Source organism: Actinomadura rugatobispora, assembly GCF_042656285.1.
GTDB classification, from domain to species: Bacteria; Actinomycetota; Actinomycetes; order Streptosporangiales; family Streptosporangiaceae; genus Spirillospora; species Spirillospora rugatobispora.
This window is the reverse complement of the sequence record NZ_JBHSON010000150.1, coordinates 1-17,549: the sequence shown is the minus strand read 5'-3', so window position 1 is coordinate 17,549 and position 17,549 is coordinate 1. Positions and strand designations below refer to the sequence as shown.

Genomic DNA, 17,549 nt, shown 5'->3' with positions numbered 1-17,549 from the left:
CAGCCGCGCGGTGAGCAGCGCGCGGGCCAGCGCCGCCGCGCCCTCGGCGGCGAACGGCAGGAGCGGCACCGCCCCGTCCGTCCCCGTCGCCGCGGCCTGCGCCAGACCCGCCAGCGGCGCGGCCACCGGGTACACCAGCAGCCCCGTGGTGACCATGACGGCCGCGCAGCCGAGCGGGCTGCCCGCCGTCGCGTCCCGGCCCGCGGCCAGCGCCAGCCCGAACAGCGCCACCAGCGCGATGCACGCGACGACCAGCCGCGCCCCCGGCGACCAGTCCCGGGCCGTCACCACCGCCAGGAACGCCAGCCCGGCCGCCGGGGCCGCCGGAAGCACCAGCTGCGCCCGCTCCGCGTGCCGCGGCGCGGCGAACGGCTCCGCGCCCCGTCCCATCAGGCACACGATCACCGCCGCGCCCGCCGCCAGCGCCGCGGGCCACGGGACGGGCACCAGCACGCTCCGCCAGTCGCCGCTCCCCGCGGAGGGGGCCGCGAGCAGCGCCAGCGGCATCGCGACCAGCAGCCCGGCGGCCAGGGCCCCGGCCCAGAGCGCGGCCAGGAACCGGCCGCCCCGCTCCCACACCAGCACCAGCGTCGCGGGCAGCGCCAGGCCCGCGCCGACGCCCTGCGCCCCGCGGGCCGCCGCGACCAGCGGCACCGAGTCCGCGTACCGCGCGCCCGCGAGCCCCGCGACCAGCAGGCACAGCCCCGCGACCAGCACGGCCCGCGGGGAGCGGCGGCGGGCGAGCCAGGCGGCCGGCGCGACGGCCAGCAGCAGCGCGGGCAGCGTCAGCCCCGCGGCACGCACGAACCCGGACCCGTCGCCGAGCCCCGCGCGCGCCGCGACGTCCGGGCTGAGATCGGGCAGGACCAGGGCGGCGGCGGCCGGCGCGGCCGCCGCGAGCAGCGCCGTCCCGGCGGTGGCCACGGCGGCGGTGACGGAACGGTGGGACACGGCCCTCTCCTCCGGAGGTCGTCGCCCACCGATGACATGTACGAAAAAGAGGGCATTAATGAAAAATGCCGGAATTGACCCTCGAGAACGCGGTGGACGAACGGCGAAGCCGTCCCCGCGAATTTAGCGCGCCCGCGCGCCCTCCGCCTTGCGCCCCATCCAGATCGCCGTTCCCCACAACGCACCGAAAAGGGCACCGAGGAAGAACATGGTCGGCACCATGAACCCGGTCGCGATGATCAGCACCTGCAGCACCGTGCCCGCCGGAACCGCCCACGGGAACCTCAGCAGACCGGCCATCACCAGGCAGAGCACCGCCAGGCCGCCGCACACCAGACCGGCGGTCGCGCCGTCCACCTTCAGCACCGCGACCGCCACCGGAATGGCCAGCCCGATCACGATCGCCTCGCACGCCAGCACCATCGCCAGCAGGCTCCGGGCCGGCCCCCGCCCGGCGGACCCCGCGCGCACCGGCGCCGGGGCCGCACCGCCCTGACGCTCCATCGTCTCGCCTCCGCTCGCGCTCACCGGCCCGCTCACCGGCCGTCCTGGACCCGCAGCAGCGTCCGCGCGTCCCCGGCCGTGACCACCGAGCCGGTGACCAGGACGCCCGCGCCGCGGTACTCGCCGGTCTCCTCCGCCAGGCCGATCGCCCGGTCGATGGCGTCGTCCAGCCGCGGCGACGGATGCACCCGCTCCGGCCCGAAGATCCCCTCGGCCAGCTCGGCCAGCTCGTCCACCGGCATCGAGCGCGGCGAGGAGTTGCGCGTCACCACCAGCTCCGCCAGCACCGGCTCCAGCTGGTCCAGGACGCCCGCGACGTCCTTGTCGGCCGCCGCGGCGACCACCCCGACCAGCCGGGTGAACCCGAAAGACTCGGTGACCGTGGCGACGGTCGCGGCCATCCCGGCCGGGTTGTGCGCCGCGTCCAGCAGCACCGTCGGCCCCGTGCGCACCACCTCAAGCCGCCCCGGCGAGGACGACTTGGCGAACCCGCTGCGCACCAGCGCCGGATCGAGCTGCCCGGCCTCGCCGCCCGTGTACGACTCGCCCGGCGCGATCCGCGTGGCGGCCTCCAGGTTGGCCTCGCCCCTGGTCGGGGCTCCCCCGGCGAACGCCTCCACGGCCGCCAGCGCGGTCGCCGCGTTGCTCGCGTGGTGCTCCCCGAACAGCGGCAGGAAGATCTCGTCGTAGATCCCGTGCAGCCCCTGGATCCGCAACTGCTGGCCGCCGAACGCCACGTCCCGGTTCAGCACCCCGTACTCCACGCCCTCCCGGGCCGCGGTGGCGCCGGTCTCCGCCACCCGGCGCAGCAGCACCTCGGCCGCCGCCACCGGCTGCTGCGCCAGCACCGCGACCGCGCCCGGCTTGATGATCCCGGCCTTCTCGGCGGCGATCTCCTCGATCGTGTCGCCCAGGTAGCGGGTGTGGTCGAGCCCGATCGGCGTGATCACCGCGACCGCGCCGTCGGCCACGTTGGTGGCGTCCCAGGAGCCGCCCATCCCGGTCTCCACGACCGCCACGTCCACCGGCGCGTCCGCGAACGCCGCGAACGCCATCGCCGTGAGCACCTCGAAGAACGACAGCCGGGTGCCGTGCTTGTCGTCGATCAGCCCCAGGTAGGGCAGCACGTCCTCGTACACCTGGACGAACCGCTCCTCGCTCACCGCCTCCCCGTCGATCGCGATCCGCTCGCGGAGGGTGTTCAGCTCGGGGCTGGTGTAGAGGCCGGTGCGCAGGCCCCGCTCGCGCAGCAGCGCCTCGATCAGGCGGGCGGTGCTGGACTTGCCGTTGGTCCCGGCGATGTGGATCACCGGGCAGGCCCGCTGCGGCTCGCCCAGTACGTCGACCAGATCGCGGATCCGGTCGAGGGTGGGATCGATGTCCCACTCGACCCCACGGCTCATGATCGCGCTCACGACGGCGCGGTAGTCCAGCGGCTCGGTTACCTGGCTCACGACGCTCCATAGCTGCGGAAGGTGACTCTCGCAGCCTACTTGCCGCGTACCGCCGGCCTCACCGGACCCGCTGGGCTGTCAGCATGGTCTCGGTGCTCCGAAGCGATCCGAGGGGGCGGAGCCAGTGGACCCCGAGGTGTTCTTCCGCGAGTGGCGGCGGCGCGGCCCGGACGAACGGCGCAGCCTGGAACGGGCCCGTGCGCTGGCGGAGGTCTTGAGGCTGCCGGACGCCGACCGGCCCGTCCTGGCCGTCGTGGGCTCCAAGGGCAAGGGCACCGCGGCCGCCTATGCCTCGGCCGTGCTGGCCGCCGCGGGCCTGCGGACCGGAACGGTGACCAGCCCCGCCTACCGCTCCAACCGGGAACGGATCCGTGTCGACGGCCAGGCGATCGGCGAAGGGGAGCTCGAGCACCTTGCCGGCGGCCTCCAGGACGCCATGCGGCGGCTCCCGGGACGCACCCGCGGCTACCTGTCCCCCTCGGGCCTGTTCCTACTGGCAGGGGCGCTGCACGCACGGGAGGCGGGTCTGGACGTCCTGGTCCTGGAGGCGGGCATGGGCGGCCGCTCGGACGAGATCTCGCTCTTCCCTCCGACCGTCGCCGCGATCACGCCCGTCTTCCGCGAGCACGCCGGGGTCCTGGGCGACACGGTCGCCGAGATCGCCGTGGAGAAGGCCGGTGCGGTGGCCCCCGGCACCCGGGCGGTGGTCTCCGCCCCGCAGACCGGCGAGGCCGCCGCGGCGATCGCCGAGACCGTCCGGCAGATCACCGGCGGGGTCGTGGAGCCCGAGGCGCCGCCCCACGCCGGATGCGGGCTCCCCGCCCGGCTGCTGCCCGCCGGGCTGGCCCGGACGAGCGCCGAGACCGGCCACCTGGCCGCCCTGCGCTTCCTGAAGGCCCTCGGACGGCCCGCGCCCGAAGCCCCGCGCCTCCGGGCCGTCCTGGAAACGATCACGCTGCCGGGCAGGCTGTCCTGGCACACCGTCCCCGGAACCGGCACCGCGCTGCTGGCCGACTCCGCCATCGACCGGGCCGGGATCGCGGCCGCGCTCGCCACCGCGCGGGACCGCTGGGGCGCCATCGACCACGCCGTGGTGTGCCTCCCCGACCACAAGGACCTGGACGGCGCCATCGCCGAACTGGGCGACCTGCCGGTGACCTACGCCCGGCTGCCCTACGACCGCCTGCGTTTCTCCCATCCCCTGCCGGAGGCGTGGGACGTCGCCGACGCCGCCGACCTCACCCCCGAGCGCCTCGCCGGCCTGGGCCGCCGCCTGGTCGTGCTCGGCACCGTCTACTTCGTCGGGCTGGTGCTCGACACGGTCGACGCCGGCACCGAACGGCTCTTCCAGGTGCCGTAGCCGGCGTCAGGGCGAGCGTTTCTCCAGGTCGGTGCGCATGCGGAGGGTCAGGGGGGCCAGCGCGGACGGCTGGACGGCACCGGCGGGCTCATTGGAGGCGACGAAGCCGAAGGAGTTCTCCGTGGCCCAGGCGCAGTAGAGGTGGGTCTCGGCGAGGACGGCGAACGTTCCGCAGGAGACCTGGCCGCCGGCCTTGCCCTTGCCCGGGACGGTCGGGGCGACCTTGAGGGCCGTGCTCGGGCGCGCCTTCTTGAGGAACGCGGCGGGGTCGCCGATCGGGGCCGTCCCGCCGAGGAACAGGATGTTCTGCGCTCCCGTCGCCGGATCGCGGTAGACGCCGCCGGCGGTGGCGGCCTGCTCGACGCCGCCGGACCGGGCCGCGGCGATGATGAACGGGTACGCCGCGCTCGTCGCGGGGACCGCGGCGTCCTTGCGGAGCCCCCCGGCCGTGCTCCCGGCGGCGACCTTGCGCAGGGGAACGTCGTCGCCGCCCGACACCGCGACCAGCACGGCCGTGACGGCGGCGGCAGCGACGCCCGCGCCGACGGCCAGCAGCGCAATCAGCCCCGCCTTGGACCGCCTGCGGGCGGCGCCGGGCGCGGGCGGCCTGGGAGGCGCTGGGGCGGCCGGAGGCGCGGGGGGCGGCGGGGCGGGCTGGGCTGTGGCGGCGGGGGCCGGGGAGGGCGTCCAGTGGGAATCCGGCGCGTCCCAGACGGGCAGGTCCTGGACGGCGACGCTTGGCTGTGGACCGGTCGAGATGACCTGGTCCACGACGGTGGCGGGCGCGCTCGGCGCGGCCGGGGCGACCACTGGAGCGGGCGGGGCCTCCGTACGGGCCTGCGGGGGTTCCGGCGGGGCCTCCGTACGAGCCTGCGGAGGTTCCGGAGGGGCTTCCGGGATCACCTCCACGGGAGCCGGTGGGCGGGGCGCCGGCACCGCCTCGGGCATTGGCACGGGCACTGGCACTGGCACGGGCACGGGCGGGAGCGTCTCCCTGACCACCTCCACCGGGGGCGGCGGCCCGACCACGACCGCGGCCGGGTCCGGGGGCGGCGCCGTCACCAGGTCCATCGGAGGGCCGGGCGCGGCGGACGGCTCGGCGATCACCGGGATCGGGTCGGTGATGGTCACCGGGGGGTTCGTCACCGACGGCGGGGGCGTGGGGTCCGGGGTGGACGACGCCCACCAGGGGGCCACGGGCAGCGGCGCCGGCGGCATGATCAACGCCGATGCGGGCTCCGCCGCCCCTCCGGGGCGGGGGAGGATCGGCGGAGCGTTCAGATCGTCGGACGGCATTTCGGGCCGAGGGGGCGATTCAGTCATTGCGCTGCCAATGCCTTATTTCCCACGAGTCAAAGATCGTAGCTTCGACGCGCACCGCCCGCGCCGGGTTCGCGCATTCCCCCGGCCCGGAGGCCGGGGAACGCCTCAGGCGGTCAGCCGGCCGGCGCGGCGGGCAGCGCCGCCAGCTGCGCCTCCAGCCGCTCGATGTCGATCTCCGCCTGCCCGAGCCGGTCGCGGTTCTTGGCCACGACCGCCTCCGGGGCCTTGGCCATGAACGCCTCGTTCGCCAGCTTGCGCCGGGCCTGGTCGGCCTCCTTGCGGGCCGCGGCCAGGTCCTTCTCCAGCCGCTTGCGCTCGGCCGCCACGTCGATCGCGCCGGCGGTGTCGAGCCGCACCGTCACGCCCTCGACCGGCAGCGACGCCGTCGCGGAGAACCCCTCGCCCGGCTCGGTGAGGCGCAGCAGTGTGCGGACGCCCTCCTCGTGGACGGCCAGCGGCGACCCGCCGAAGTCGAGCGCCGCGGCGACCCGCTGCCCCGGCTTCAGCCCCTGGTCGCTGCGGAAGCGGCGGACCTCGGTGACCATCCGCTGCAGCGACGCCACCTCGGTCTCCGCCGCGGCGTCGTGCCGGGCCGCGTCCGCGGCCGGCCACGCGGCCCGCACGACCGTCTCCGCCCCGCTCAGCGACGTCCAGAGTTCCTCGGTGACGAACGGGATCACCGGGTGCAGCAGCCGCAGCAGCTTGTCCAGGACCTCGCCCAGCACCCGGCGGGTCGCCCCGGCGCGCTCGTCGGCCAGCTGGACCTTGGCCAGCTCCACGTACCAGTCGCAGACCTCGTCCCAGGCGAAGTGGTACAGCGTCTCGCACGCCTTGGCGAAGTCGAAGCCCTCCAGCTGCGCGTCGACCTCGGCGATCACGGTGTTGAGCCGGGACAGGATCCAGTTGTCGACCGTGGTGAGCTCCCCGGCGGACGGCAGGTCGCCCCGGACGTGCGCGCCGTTCATCAGCGCGAACCGGGTCGCGTTCCACAGCTTGTTGCAGAAGTTGCGCGAGCCCTGCGCCCACTCCTCGGCCACCGGGACGTCCCCGCCCGGGTTGGCGCCGCGCAGCAGCGTGAACCGGGTGGCGTCGGCGCCGTAGCGGTCGATCCAGTCCAGCGGGTCGACGACGTTGCCGAACGACTTCGACATCTTCTTGCCGTGCTGGTCGCGGACCATGCCGTGCAGCGCGATCGTCTCGAACGGCACGGCGCCGTCCATCGCGTACAGCCCGAACATCATCATCCGGGCGACCCAGAAGAACAGGATGTCGTAGCCCGTGACCAGCACCGACGTCGGGTAGAACCGCTTGAGATCGGCGCTCTCCTCGGGCCAGCCGAGCGTGGAGAACGGCCACAGCGCCGAGGAGAACCAGGTGTCGAGGACGTCGGTGTCCTGCGTCCACCCGGCGGGCGGCTCCTCGTCCGGCCCTGGGCACACCACCTCGCCGTCCGGGCCGTACCAGACGGGGATGCGGTGCCCCCACCACAGCTGGCGGCTGATGCACCAGTCGTGCATGTTGTCGACCCACTCGAAGTAGCGGGCCGCCATCTCCGGCGGGTGGATCGCGACCCGCCCGTCGCGGACGGCGTCGCCGGCCGCCTTCGCCAGCGGCGCCACCTTCACGAACCACTGCAGCGACACGCGCGGCTCGACGACGGTGGAGCAGCGCTGGCAGTGGCCGACCGCGTGCTCGTACGGGCGGACCTCCTTGACGATCCGGCCCTCCTGGCGCAGCGCCGCCACCACGGCCGGGCGCGCCTCGAACCGGTCCAGGCCCTGGAACGGGCCGTGCGCGGTGATCACACCCCGCTCGTCCATGATCGTCAGCAGCGGCAGGTCGTGCCGGCGGCCGATCTCGAAGTCGTTGGGGTCGTGCGCCGGGGTCACCTTCACCGCGCCGGTGCCGAACTCCGGGTCGACGTGCGCGTCGGCGACCACCGGGATGGTGCGGCCGGTCAGCGGCAGCTCGATCTCGCGCCCCACCAGGTGCTTGTAGCGCGCGTCGTCGGGGTGGACGGCCACCGCCGTGTCGCCCAGCATCGTCTCGGCCCGGGTGGTGGCCACCACGATCTCGTCGTCGCCCGACCCGTACCGGAGCGAGACCAGTTCGCCCTCGCGGTCGGCGTGCTCCACCTCGATGTCCGACAGCGCGGTCAGGCAGCGCGGGCACCAGTTGATGATCCGCTCGGCGCGGTAGATGAGGCCGTCGTCGAACAGCCGCTTGAAGATCGTGCGAACGGCGCGTGCACGGCGGTCGTCCATCGTGAACGCCTCGCGCGTCCAGTCGACGCTGTCGCCCAGCCGGCGCATCTGCCCCAGGATCCGGCCGCCGGACTCGGCCTTCCACTGCCAGACCCGGTCGACGAACGCCTCCCGGCCCAGGTCGTGGCGGGACTTGCCGTCCTTGGCCAGCTCCCGCTCCACCACGTTCTGGGTGGCGATGCCGGCGTGGTCCATGCCCGGGAGCCACAGCGCCTCGTACCCCTGCATCCGGCGCCGGCGGACCAGCGAGTCCTGGATGGAGTGATCCAGGGCATGGCCCATGTGCAGGGAACCTGTCACATTAGGGGGCGGGATCACGATGGAGTACGCGGGGGCGTCAGGCCGCCGGCCCGGGTCGGCGGTGAAAAGCCCGGCCGATACCCAGCGTTCGTAGAGCCTGCCCTCGACGTTCGCGGGCTGGTACTGGGTGGGCAGATCGACCTCGGCGGCCTCGGGGGCTCGCTCATCGCTGGGCGTTGTCACGGGGCCAGATTCTACGGGTCCCGAAAAGGTAGAACGCGCCGACGCCCTGATGCGTCAAAGAGATCAGCAGAAGGATGCGGAGCCTCGCCGGAAGGGCCAACCCCTGACCCGCCCGCCTGGCCGCGACAAGGAGTCACGAATATGAGCGGTTGGAACCCCCCGCCCGCGCCCGGTGGTCCCCCGGGCTACGGTTACGGCGCCCCCGGGCCCGCCTACGCCCCGCCCCCTCCCCCGCGCCGCTCCTCCGGAGCCGGCCTGATCATCGGGCTGATCATCGGGATCGGGCTGGTGCTCACGGTGCTCGTCGTGGTGGTCGTGGTGGTCATCGGCGCGACCAGCAAGCACGAGATCGACACGCCCTCGGTCGCGGGCGGGATGAGCCGCGACTACTCCACCGAGAGCCGGATCTCCTCCCAGCTGAACTCGCAGCGGTCGATCATCCGGCGGGCCAGCGGCTACCGGATCACCGACGTCAAGAGCGCCGTGTACGGCTCGGGCTCGGACAAGTACCTGTTCGTGGGCGGCACCGGCGACTTCGACGAGGACGACCTCTACAGCACCTGGCGCACCGCGGTGAACGCCGAGATCAGCAGCAACGTCTCGACCTTCACCTACCCGGTGTCGGACGCGGGCGGCGACGGCAAGGCGGTCTGCAGCACGGTCCGCAACCGGCAGTCGACGGTCTCCACCTACAGCACCGCGATCTGCGCCTGGTCCACCGGCAGCTCGTTCGGCACCGTGATGCCGGTCCCCGACGGGAGCTCGCTGTCGTCGTCCAGGAACATCAGCTACCTCACCGTGGCCTCGGCGATGCGCCGCATGCGGGACGACATCGAGAGCTGACGGGAACGGTCCCGCCCCTTCCGCCCTCCGGGCGGGGCCGCCGGGTTCCCGCCGCGGTCGGGACTCAGGTCACCTGACATCGGGTCGCCCGACCGGCGAGGCTGGACAACGGCGTCCGGACTCGACGGGGAACGAGGAGGGAGGGGAAGCAGCGGGATGCGATCGGTACTGGCGCGCGCGGCGGGGCTCGCGGGGGCCTTCGCCGCCGGCGCGGCGGCCGCGCACCTGGCGCACATCCCCCGCCTCACCCGGCTGACGACCGACCTGCAGCGTTCGCGGGAACGGATCCTGGCCACCCGCGAGGAGGAGCGCCGCCGCCTCCGCCACGACCTGCACGACGGGCTGGGCCCCACGCTGGCGAGCCTGGCCATGTCCCTGGACACCGCCCGGCTCACCCTGGCCGGGAAGCCGGAGCGGATCGAGCCGCTGCTGTCGGAGCTGCGCGACCGGCTGGCCACCACGGTCGGCGAGATCCGCGAGATGGCGCACGGCCTGCGCCCGCCCGCCCTCGACGACCTCGGGCTGCTGGCGGCCGTCGAGGCGCTCGCCGAGGGCTGCTGCGAGCGGGTCGACGTCCGGTTCGAGGGCGACCAGGCCGATCTGCCCGCCGCGGTGGAGGTCGCCGCGTACCGGATCGTCGAGGAATCGGTCGAGAACATCCGCAAGCACGCCCGGGCGGGCACCGCGCTGCTGCTGCTCAGCCGGGACGCCGACCTGCACATCATGATCGCCGACTCGGGCGTCGGGCTGCCCGACGCGGTCCGCGGCGCGGGCCCTCCGCACACCGGCGGGATGGCCCGCATGCGGGAGTGGGCGGCCGAGGTCGGCGGCGGCTGCTCCGTCACCTCCCGGCCCGGCGTCGGCACCATCGTCTCCGCCCGCCTGCCGCTCGCCGTACCCGGCTACCATCGGGCATTCACCGGCGAAGGCGGGCAGACATGAGCGCGGAGGGCATCAGGGTCCTCATCACCGACGACCACCCGGTCTTCCGGCAGGGCCTCAAGGGCCTGCTGCAGGCCCTGGGCGTCGAGGTGGTCGGCGAGGCCGAATGCGGCCCCGACGCGGTGCGCCTGGCGGCCGAGCTGCAGCCCGACGTGGTCGTGATGGACCTGCACATGCCGGGCGGCAACGGCATCGAGGCGACCCGCACGATCACCCGCACCAGCCCCCGGATCGGCGTGCTGGTCCTGACCATGTTCCGGGACGACGACTCGGTGTTCGCCGCGATGCGCGCCGGGGCCCGCGGCTACCTGCTCAAGGAGTCGGGGGCCGAGGAGATCGCCCGCGCCGTCCGCGCGGTCGCGGCCGGCGAGGCCATCTACGGCCCCGAGATCGCCCGCCGCGTGCTGACCTACTTCACCGACATGCCCGACCCGCGGCAGACCGCGTTCCCCCAGCTCACCGAGCGGGAACGGGAGGTCCTCGAACTGATCGCGCAGGGCCGCAGCAACCAGGACATCGCCGCGACCCTGTTCCTCAGCCAGAAGACCGTCCGCAACCACGTCAGCAACATCTTCATGAAGCTGCACGTGGCCGACAGGGCCCAGGCGATCGTCCTGGCCCGCGAGGCCGGCCTCGGCGACTCCGCCCGCAACACCCCGTAACCGACTGACCGGCTCACCGCCTGACCGCCTGACCGCCTGCGGCCAGGCCGGCGGGCTCCCGGTCGAAAGAGGCCCCGAAACGAGAGCGCCCCTCCGCGGAGGGGCGCTTTCGGGTTCGCTCTCAGGCGCTCTTCTCCCTGGGTTCCCGCTTGGTGCGTTCGCGCGGGACGAGAGTCGGGTTGACGTGCTCCAGGACGGCCTCGCGGGTGATGACGACGCGGGCCACGTCCTGGCGGCTCGGGACCTCGTACATCACCGACAGGAGGACCTCCTCCATGATCGCCCGCAGGCCGCGGGCGCCGGTGCCGCGGAGGATGGCCTGGTCGGCGATGGCCTCCAGGGCGTCGTCGGTGAACTCCAGGTCGACGCCGTCGAGCTCGAACAGCCGGTGGTACTGGCGCACCAGGGCGTTCTTGGGCTCGGTCAGGATGTTGATCAGGGCCTCGCGGTCCAGGTTGTGCACGCTGGTGATGGCCGGGAGCCGGCCGATGAACTCGGGGATCATGCCGAACTTCAGCAGGTCCTCGGGCATCACCTCGCCCAGCACGTTCACCGACTCGTCGAACTCGGACTTGGAGCGGATCACCGCGCCGAAGCCCATGCCCTGCTTGCCGACCCGGGACTCGACGATCTTCTCCAGCCCGGCGAAGGCGCCACCGCAGATGAACAGCACGTTGGTGGTGTCGATCTGGATGAACTCCTGGTGGGGGTGCTTGCGGCCGCCCTGCGGCGGGACGCTCGCGGTGGTGCCCTCCAGGATCTTCAGCAGGGCCTGCTGGACGCCCTCACCGGAGACGTCCCGGGTGATCGAGGGGTTCTCGCTCTTGCGAGCGATCTTGTCCACCTCGTCGATGTAGATGATCCCGGTCTCGGCCTTCTTGACGTCGTAGTCGGCCGCCTGGATCAGCTTGAGGAGGATGTTCTCGACGTCCTCCCCCACGTAGCCCGCCTCAGTGAGCGCCGTCGCGTCCGCGATCGCGAACGGCACGTTGAGGAGTTTGGCGAGCGTCTGCGCGAGCAGCGTCTTACCCGATCCGGTGGGACCCAGCAGCAGGATGTTCGACTTGCCGAGCTCGACCGTGTCGTCCCGCCCCGTGTCACCGGACTGGATGCGCTTGTAGTGGTTGTAGACGGCGACGGAAAGGGCCTTCTTCGCCGTGTCCTGCCCGATGACGTAGGAGTCGAGGAACTCGTAGATCTCCCTCGGCTTGGGCAGGCTGTCCCACTTGAGGTCGGAGGTCTCGGAGAGCTCCTCCTCGATGATCTCGTTACAGAGATCGATGCACTCGTCGCAGATGTACACGCCCGGACCCGCGATGAGCTTTTTGACCTGCTTCTGGCTCTTCCCGCAGAACGAGCACTTGAGCAGATCACCACCGTCGCCGATGCGTGCCACCCAACTGTCTCCTTTTCGTGGGGCCGCCCGCCCTGGAGGATGCGGCGCAGCTCGGTTGCGTCCCGAAGGCTTTCGACGTTGGACTCGACGTTACCGCCTCAGGAGGACTTGGTAAGCCCCTCGCCCGGAAGTATGACGACCGGGCTGAGGGTCTCCCAGGTCCGTGTGCCGTCTCAGGACGACACTACCTCGGCCTTGCGCTTCCTGCTGAGGAAGACGTCGTCGACCAAGCCGTAGTCCTTGGCCTCGTCGGCCGTGAGGATCTTGTCGCGCTCGATGTCGAAGCGGACCTCGTCCACGGTCTTGCCGCTGTGCCGGGCGAGGATGTCCTCGAGCTGCTCGCGGATCCGCATGATCTCGCGGGCCTGGATCTCGATGTCGCTGGACTGCCCGTAGGTGCCCTCGGTGGCCGGCTGGTGGATGAGGATCCGCGAGTGCGGCAGCGCCGCCCGCTTGCCCTCGGTGCCCGCCGCCAGCAGCACCGCGGCCGCCGAGGCCGCCTGGCCGATGCAGACCGTCTGGATGTCGGGCTTGACGAACTGCATCGTGTCGTAGATCGCCGTCATGGCGGTGAACGAGCCGCCGGGCGAGTTGATGTAGATGCTGATGTCGCGGTCGGGGTCGATCGACTCCAGCGTGAGGAGCTGGGCCATCACGTCGTTGGCGGACGCGTCGTCGATCTGCACCCCGAGGAAGATGATCCGCTCCTCGAAGAGCTTGTTGTACGGGTTCATCTCCTTGACCCCGTACGTGGTGCGCTCGACGAAGGAGGGGATGATGTAGCGGTTGTCGACCGGCAGCGGGCCGCCGCCGGCCTGGACTCCCGGCCGGACCAGATCGCCGAAACCGGGTCGGATCAGATCGCTCACTGTGTGCCTCCGATAAGGATTCAGGTCGTCAGGAGACGGGGCCCTCGGAGGGCACCTGGGTCGCGCTGAGCACCACGTGGTCGACGAAACCGTAGTCCTTGGCCTCGCTCGCGGTGAACCAGCGGTCGCGGTCGGAGTCGCGCTCGATCTGGTCGAGCGCCTGCCCGGTGTGCTCGGCGATCTTCTCGGCGAGCGTCTTCTTGACGTACAGCATCTGCTCGGCCTGGATCTTGATGTCGGAGGCGGTGCCGCCGATGCCGCCGGACGGCTGGTGCATCATGATCCGCGCGTGCGGGAGCGCGTACCGCTTGCCCCGCTTGCCGGCGCACAGCAGGAACTGGCCCATCGAGGCGGCCAGGCCCATCCCGACCGTCACCACGTCGTTGGGCACGTACTGCATGATGTCGTAGATCGCCATGCCGGCCGTGACCGAGCCGCCGGGCGAGTTGATGTACAAGGTGATGTCGCGGCGGCCGTCCTCGGCGGACAGCAGCAGCAGCTCGGCGCAGATGCGGTTGGCGATGTCATCGTCGACCTGCTGGCCGAGGAAGACGATCCGCTCGCGCAGCAAGCGCTGGAAGAGCTGGTCGCCCAGAGGCAGCAGGGGCGCCTCGGCGACCCGCGCCTGGATCCGCGACGACTCGTCGAAAGTCGGAGGCATGCTCACCGGGTGTTCCTCCGGTCCTTTTATCGGTTCGGATGATTGGACATTAACGCGCCTCAGGGCCCGCTTAAGCCGGGAGGGCCTGCTTTTCGCTGGGGGCGTACCCGCGCATGGAGATCTCATGGAACGGGGAACGCCCCGGGCCCGGAGACGGGCACGGGGCGTTCCTCCGGCTGCGGGACGCGCGCCTCCCGGCCGCCCGCCGCGCGGGGCGGGCGACCGCAGGCCGGGCGCGTCACGGCCCGGGATGCCTGCTCAGGCGTCCTTCTTGGGGGTCTCCTCGGCGGCCTCGGCCGTGGCCTCGGCGGGCTTGTCCACCTCGGCGGCCTCGGTCTCCGTCTCGGCGGTCTCAGCGGTCTCAGCGGTCTCGGAGGTCTCCGGGGTCTCGGAGGTCTCAGCGGTCTCCGTGGACTCGGCGGTCTCGGCCTCGGCGTCGTCCTCGACGGCCTCGACGGTCTCGCCCGTCTCGCCGTTCAGCTCGCGGCGCACGGCCTCGACGTCGATCGCGTTGCCGGACTCGTCCTTGACCGTGACGTGCTCGACCAGCAGGTTGAGCGCCTTGTTGCGCAGCACCTCCGACACGATCGCCGGGAGCTGGTTGTTCTCGGTCAGGTACTCGGCCAGCTGCTGCGGCTGCACGCCCATCTGCATGGCCTGGGTGACGACGTACTCGCTGAGCTCCTCGTTCTCGACGCCCAGCTCCTCCTGGACGGCGAGCTGGTCGAGCACGAAGCCGCCCTTGACCGCCTGCCGGGCCGCCACGGCGACCTCGGTGTCGAAGTCCTCCTCGGACTTCTCCTCCTCCTTGAGGTAGTCGGCCTTGCTCAGCCCGGCCATCTGGAGCTGCTGCTCGAGCTGCTGCTCGCGCCGCTTGACCTCCTCCTCGACCACCGTGTCGGGCAGCGGGATGTCGATCTTCTCCAGCAGGGCCTCGAGCGCCTTGTCGCGGGCGTCGGAGATCTGCTGCAGCTTGACCTGCCGGCCCAGCCGGGTGCGGACGTCCTCGCGCAGCTCGTCGATGGTGTCGAACTCGCTGGCCATCTGGGCGAAGTCGTCGTCCAGCTCCGGCAGGTTCTTCACCTTGACGCTCTGCACGGTGACGGTGATCTCGGCCTCCTCGCCGGCGTGCTCGCCGCCGACCAGGGTGCTGGTGAAGGTCGCGTCCTCCTCGGCCGACAGGCCGGTCAGCGCGTCGTCCAGGCCCTCGATGGCCGACTTGCTGCCGACCTCGTAGGAGTAGCCGCTGGTGGAGGCGTCCTCGATCTCCTCGCCGCCGATCCGGGCGACCAGGTCGATGGTGGCGAAGTCGCCCTCCTCGATCGGCCGGCTCGCCGCGGTCAGGGAGGCGAACCGCTCGCGCAGGTTGCCGATGGTCTCCTCGACCTGCTCGTCGCCGACCTCGGCGTCGTCGACGGTGACCTCGAGGCCGTCGTACCCGGGCACCTCGAACTTGGGACGGATGTCGACCTCGGCGGTGAAGGCGAACTGGTTGCCGTCGTCGAGCTCGGTCACCTCCACGTCGGGCTGTCCGAGGACGAAGATCTCGCTCTCCTCGACGGCGCGGCCGTACAGCTCGGGGAGGGCGTCGTTGACGGCCTCCTGCAGGACCGCACCCCGGCCGACGTACTTGTCGATCAGCGGGGCGGGGACCTTGCCGGGCCGGAAGCCCTTGATCCGCACCTGCTGCGAGATCTCCTTGTACGCCTTGTCGAGGTTCGGCTTGAGCTCGTCGAACGGAACCTCGACGGTGAGCTTGACCCTCGTGGGGGTCAGCTCCTCGACATCGGTCTTCACTGGGGTTGGTCTCCTTGATCGGGCGCTGTCTCGGCCGCGGCGTTCGACGCGTACTCACCCGGCCGATCTCTGAAGCTGTGAGGCGGCAGGAACGGGCACGCCGATGATTGGGTCCGCGCCGTCGCGCGCCCAAGTCTATGGGGTCGGGGCGAGGAGTGCGGACACTCACCCGCCGAGGTCCGGCCGAGTTCGGCGGGAAGTTCCGGATCGGTCGCACATCGTGTTCGTGACGACGGTCACGCACCGCGATGAGCGGTCTATCAGATGAACCGCACAACCGTATCGGTATCACCAATGTGTTGCGAGGGTGTGACATTGAGCACCCGGACCCCCATAATCGTCCGGGATGAATGGGATAGTTGCGGCCTTTGGGGCGACGGCCCTGTACTACCTGGGCTTCGCGATCTTCAAGCTCGCGGCCGACCGGATCGAGCCACTGCGCGCCAACCGGCTGTGGCACATGACCTGGTCGATCCTCACCGACTGGGTCTTCCTGGCCGGTCTGGTCCTGGTCCTGAGCGGGCTGACGCTGCAGATCCTGGCGCTGGCCGAGCTGTCGCTCGGCATCGCGGTGCCGATCTTCATGTCCGGCGCCGTCCCGCTGCTGCTGATCGCGCTGGCGTTCTTCGGCGAGCGGCTGACCGGGCGGGAATGGCTGAGCCTGCTGATGTTCGGGGCCGCGCTGCTGCTCATCGCCGCCTCGATCGGCAACCCGCCGCCCATCAAGGCGGTGGACGTGCCGCTGTGGAAGCTGGCGGTGATCGTGGCGCCGGCGCTGATCGTGCCGCTGGCGATCATGCTGACCGGGGACCACCGGCCGGACGGCCGGCACGCCCGCCCGATCACCGGCATCGCCTACGGGCTGAGCTCGGGCATCCCGATCGGCACCGCCGAGCTGTGCATCAAGGGCTGGAGCGACTCGGGCATCGGCGTGGACAGCCTGCTGACGCCCTACCCGTACGCGACGGTGACGGCGGCGGTGGTCGGGTTCGGCGTGCTGATGGCCGCGTTCCAGCGCTGCCGGGTGTCCGTGGTGGCCGTGGTGATGACGGTGAGCGCGAAGACGCACCTGCTGGTCACCGGGACGTTCATGTACGGGGAGCCGTGGCCGCAGGACGCCCGGTACTTCATGATGCGGCTGGGCGCGCTGGCGCTCGCCGCGATCGCCCTCCTGCAGTTCCCGCGGCACCGCCCCCTCGCCGAGCCGGATCCGGGCGCGGACCGGCGGGCGGAGGACGAGGCGCCCGGGCGGGACCCGTTCGGGGGACCGGCGACGGGCCGCACGGGCCTGGGGGTGTCCTCGTTCGCGCAGGTGCCGGGGGCACGGAGCGGGGAGGGGCCGGGGGCCGAGGCCGGGACGCTGTCGGCGCCGACCCCGTTCGATCGCCCGCCGGGGCAGCGGCCTCCCGGGCGCGGCCGGCCGGACGCCGGGGCGCCGGGCCGGACGCCGTCGGGGCAGCTCGCGCCCGACCGCGGCTCGGGCCCGCACGCTTTGGGCACGTCGGCCGGGCAGGGCACCGGCGAGTTCCCGATGCCGCAGGACGGGGCGCCCCCGCCCGAGGCGCCGCCGCCTCCGGTGCCCGGCCCGTACGCGCAGGATCCGCTGGGACGCGGGCCGTACCGGCCCGAGGTCTTCGACGACGACAACGCGTACGAGATCCAGGAGCAGTTCGGCGGCGCGCTGCCCCACGACCGGCCGGAGGGCGGGAGCCGCCGCCCGCCCGGCCCCGGCGGCGGCTCCGGCGGCGGACCGGGCCCGCTCTCCCCCGGGACGAAACGCGGCGTGCCCCGATTACGGTCAGCCCGTAATCGGTGACACGCCGCGATCGATCTGCGGGGCGTTCGTCAGCGGCGGCGCTTGCCGCCCTTGCCGCCGCCCTGGCCTCCCTGGCCGCCCTGGCCGCCCTGGCCCCGGCCGCCGCCGGCACCGCCGGACGAGCCGCCGGGCAGGCCCTTGTCGAGCCCGGCACGGCGCAGCGCGTCGGCCATGGCGCCGCCGCCCGCGCCGCCGAGGTCACCGGACGGGACGCGACCACCGCG

General features: G+C 72.5%; 13 protein-coding genes and 2 pseudogenes. 5 read left to right on the top strand and 10 right to left on the bottom strand.

Annotation, left to right across the window (positions count from 1 at the left end; translation table 11 throughout):
- The 3 genes and pseudogenes from ACFPZN_RS52975 to ACFPZN_RS52965 form a co-directional block, all read right to left on the bottom strand.
- A pseudogene (locus ACFPZN_RS52975) lies at positions 1-951 on the bottom strand (hypothetical protein); the annotation flags it as partial.
- Between the two features lie 123 nt (positions 952-1,074).
- Positions 1,075-1,479, bottom strand: coding sequence for a DUF4233 domain-containing protein (locus ACFPZN_RS52970; RefSeq protein WP_378292406.1), 405 nt, complete (start codon positions 1,477-1,479; stop codon positions 1,075-1,077).
- Positions 1,480-1,487: 8 nt separating this feature from the next.
- A complete protein-coding gene (locus ACFPZN_RS52965; protein ID WP_378292412.1) occupies positions 1,488-2,858 on the bottom strand; it encodes a bifunctional folylpolyglutamate synthase/dihydrofolate synthase in 1,371 nt (456 codons plus the stop codon).
- Between the two features lie 175 nt (positions 2,859-3,033).
- Here ACFPZN_RS52965 and ACFPZN_RS52960 point away from each other — a divergent pair, with 175 nt between their 5' ends.
- Complete coding sequence (locus ACFPZN_RS52960; RefSeq protein ID WP_378292404.1) at positions 3,034-4,269, top strand: folylpolyglutamate synthase/dihydrofolate synthase family protein; 1,236 nt, start codon at positions 3,034-3,036, stop codon at positions 4,267-4,269.
- A gap of 6 nt (positions 4,270-4,275) precedes the next feature.
- Here the strand turns inward: ACFPZN_RS52960 and ACFPZN_RS52955 are convergent, their stop codons facing one another.
- Both ACFPZN_RS52955 and ACFPZN_RS52950 read right to left on the bottom strand, forming a co-directional pair.
- The gene (locus ACFPZN_RS52955; RefSeq protein ID WP_378292402.1) at positions 4,276-5,400 is read right to left on the bottom strand and encodes a hypothetical protein; all 1,125 of its coding nucleotides are present in this window, start codon (positions 5,398-5,400) and stop codon (positions 4,276-4,278) included.
- Positions 5,401-5,705: 305 nt separating this feature from the next.
- Positions 5,706-8,339, bottom strand: coding sequence for a valine--tRNA ligase (locus tag ACFPZN_RS52950; protein ID WP_378292400.1), 2,634 nt, complete (start codon positions 8,337-8,339; stop codon positions 5,706-5,708).
- A gap of 141 nt (positions 8,340-8,480) precedes the next feature.
- On the opposite strand from ACFPZN_RS52950, the gene ACFPZN_RS52945 reads away from it, so the two are divergent.
- From ACFPZN_RS52945 to ACFPZN_RS52935, 3 genes are all read left to right on the top strand, one after another.
- Complete coding sequence (locus ACFPZN_RS52945) at positions 8,481-9,182, top strand: hypothetical protein (RefSeq protein ID WP_378292397.1); 702 nt, start codon at positions 8,481-8,483, stop codon at positions 9,180-9,182.
- Positions 9,183-9,338: 156 nt separating this feature from the next.
- Positions 9,339-10,124 carry a sensor histidine kinase gene (locus ACFPZN_RS52940; protein WP_378292395.1) on the top strand — a complete coding sequence of 262 codons (786 nt, stop codon included), beginning with the start codon at positions 9,339-9,341 and terminating at the stop codon, positions 10,122-10,124.
- Positions 10,121-10,786 carry a response regulator transcription factor gene (locus ACFPZN_RS52935; RefSeq protein ID WP_378292393.1) on the top strand — a complete coding sequence of 222 codons (666 nt, stop codon included), beginning with the start codon at positions 10,121-10,123 and terminating at the stop codon, positions 10,784-10,786. Before ACFPZN_RS52940 ends, ACFPZN_RS52935 begins: the two co-directional genes overlap by 4 nt.
- A gap of 121 nt (positions 10,787-10,907) precedes the next feature.
- On the opposite strand, the gene clpX is transcribed toward ACFPZN_RS52935, so the two are convergent.
- The 4 genes from clpX to tig form a co-directional block, all read right to left on the bottom strand.
- On the bottom strand, positions 10,908-12,182 hold the full coding sequence (clpX, locus tag ACFPZN_RS52930; protein ID WP_378292391.1) for an ATP-dependent Clp protease ATP-binding subunit ClpX: 1,275 nt from the start codon (positions 12,180-12,182) through the stop codon (positions 10,908-10,910).
- 173 nt (positions 12,183-12,355) lie between these two features.
- Complete coding sequence (locus ACFPZN_RS52925) at positions 12,356-13,018, bottom strand: ATP-dependent Clp protease proteolytic subunit (protein WP_378292410.1); 663 nt, start codon at positions 13,016-13,018, stop codon at positions 12,356-12,358.
- A gap of 61 nt (positions 13,019-13,079) precedes the next feature.
- A complete protein-coding gene (locus ACFPZN_RS52920) occupies positions 13,080-13,712 on the bottom strand; it encodes a ClpP family protease (RefSeq protein ID WP_378292408.1) in 633 nt (210 codons plus the stop codon).
- 258 nt (positions 13,713-13,970) lie between these two features.
- Positions 13,971-15,509 carry a trigger factor gene (gene tig / locus ACFPZN_RS52915; RefSeq protein WP_378292388.1) on the bottom strand — a complete coding sequence of 513 codons (1,539 nt, stop codon included), beginning with the start codon at positions 15,507-15,509 and terminating at the stop codon, positions 13,971-13,973.
- A 346-nt stretch (positions 15,510-15,855) separates the two neighbouring features.
- Between tig and ACFPZN_RS52910 the strand changes: the two genes are divergently transcribed.
- Entirely contained in the window at positions 15,856-17,325 is a 1,470-nt protein-coding gene (locus tag ACFPZN_RS52910) for a hypothetical protein (RefSeq protein WP_378292386.1), read from the top strand.
- A gap of 29 nt (positions 17,326-17,354) precedes the next feature.
- On the opposite strand, the pseudogene ACFPZN_RS52905 reads toward ACFPZN_RS52910, so the two are convergent.
- Positions 17,355-17,549: pseudogene (locus tag ACFPZN_RS52905) on the bottom strand (hypothetical protein); the annotation flags it as partial.

Coding starts and splice junctions, on each gene's coding strand:
- ACFPZN_RS52920 (WP_378292408.1), bottom strand. CDS start 13,712: ATGCCTCCGACTTTCGACGAGTCGTCGCGGATCCAGGCGCGGGTCGCC.
- ACFPZN_RS52940 (WP_378292395.1), top strand. CDS start 9,339: ATGCGATCGGTACTGGCGCGCGCGGCGGGGCTCGCGGGGGCCTTCGCC.
- ACFPZN_RS52910 (WP_378292386.1), top strand. CDS start 15,856: ATGAATGGGATAGTTGCGGCCTTTGGGGCGACGGCCCTGTACTACCTG.
- ACFPZN_RS52945 (WP_378292397.1), top strand. CDS start 8,481: ATGAGCGGTTGGAACCCCCCGCCCGCGCCCGGTGGTCCCCCGGGCTAC.
- ACFPZN_RS52965 (WP_378292412.1), bottom strand. CDS start 2,858: ATGAGCCGTGGGGTCGAGTGGGACATCGATCCCACCCTCGACCGGATC.
- ACFPZN_RS52935 (WP_378292393.1), top strand. CDS start 10,121: ATGAGCGCGGAGGGCATCAGGGTCCTCATCACCGACGACCACCCGGTC.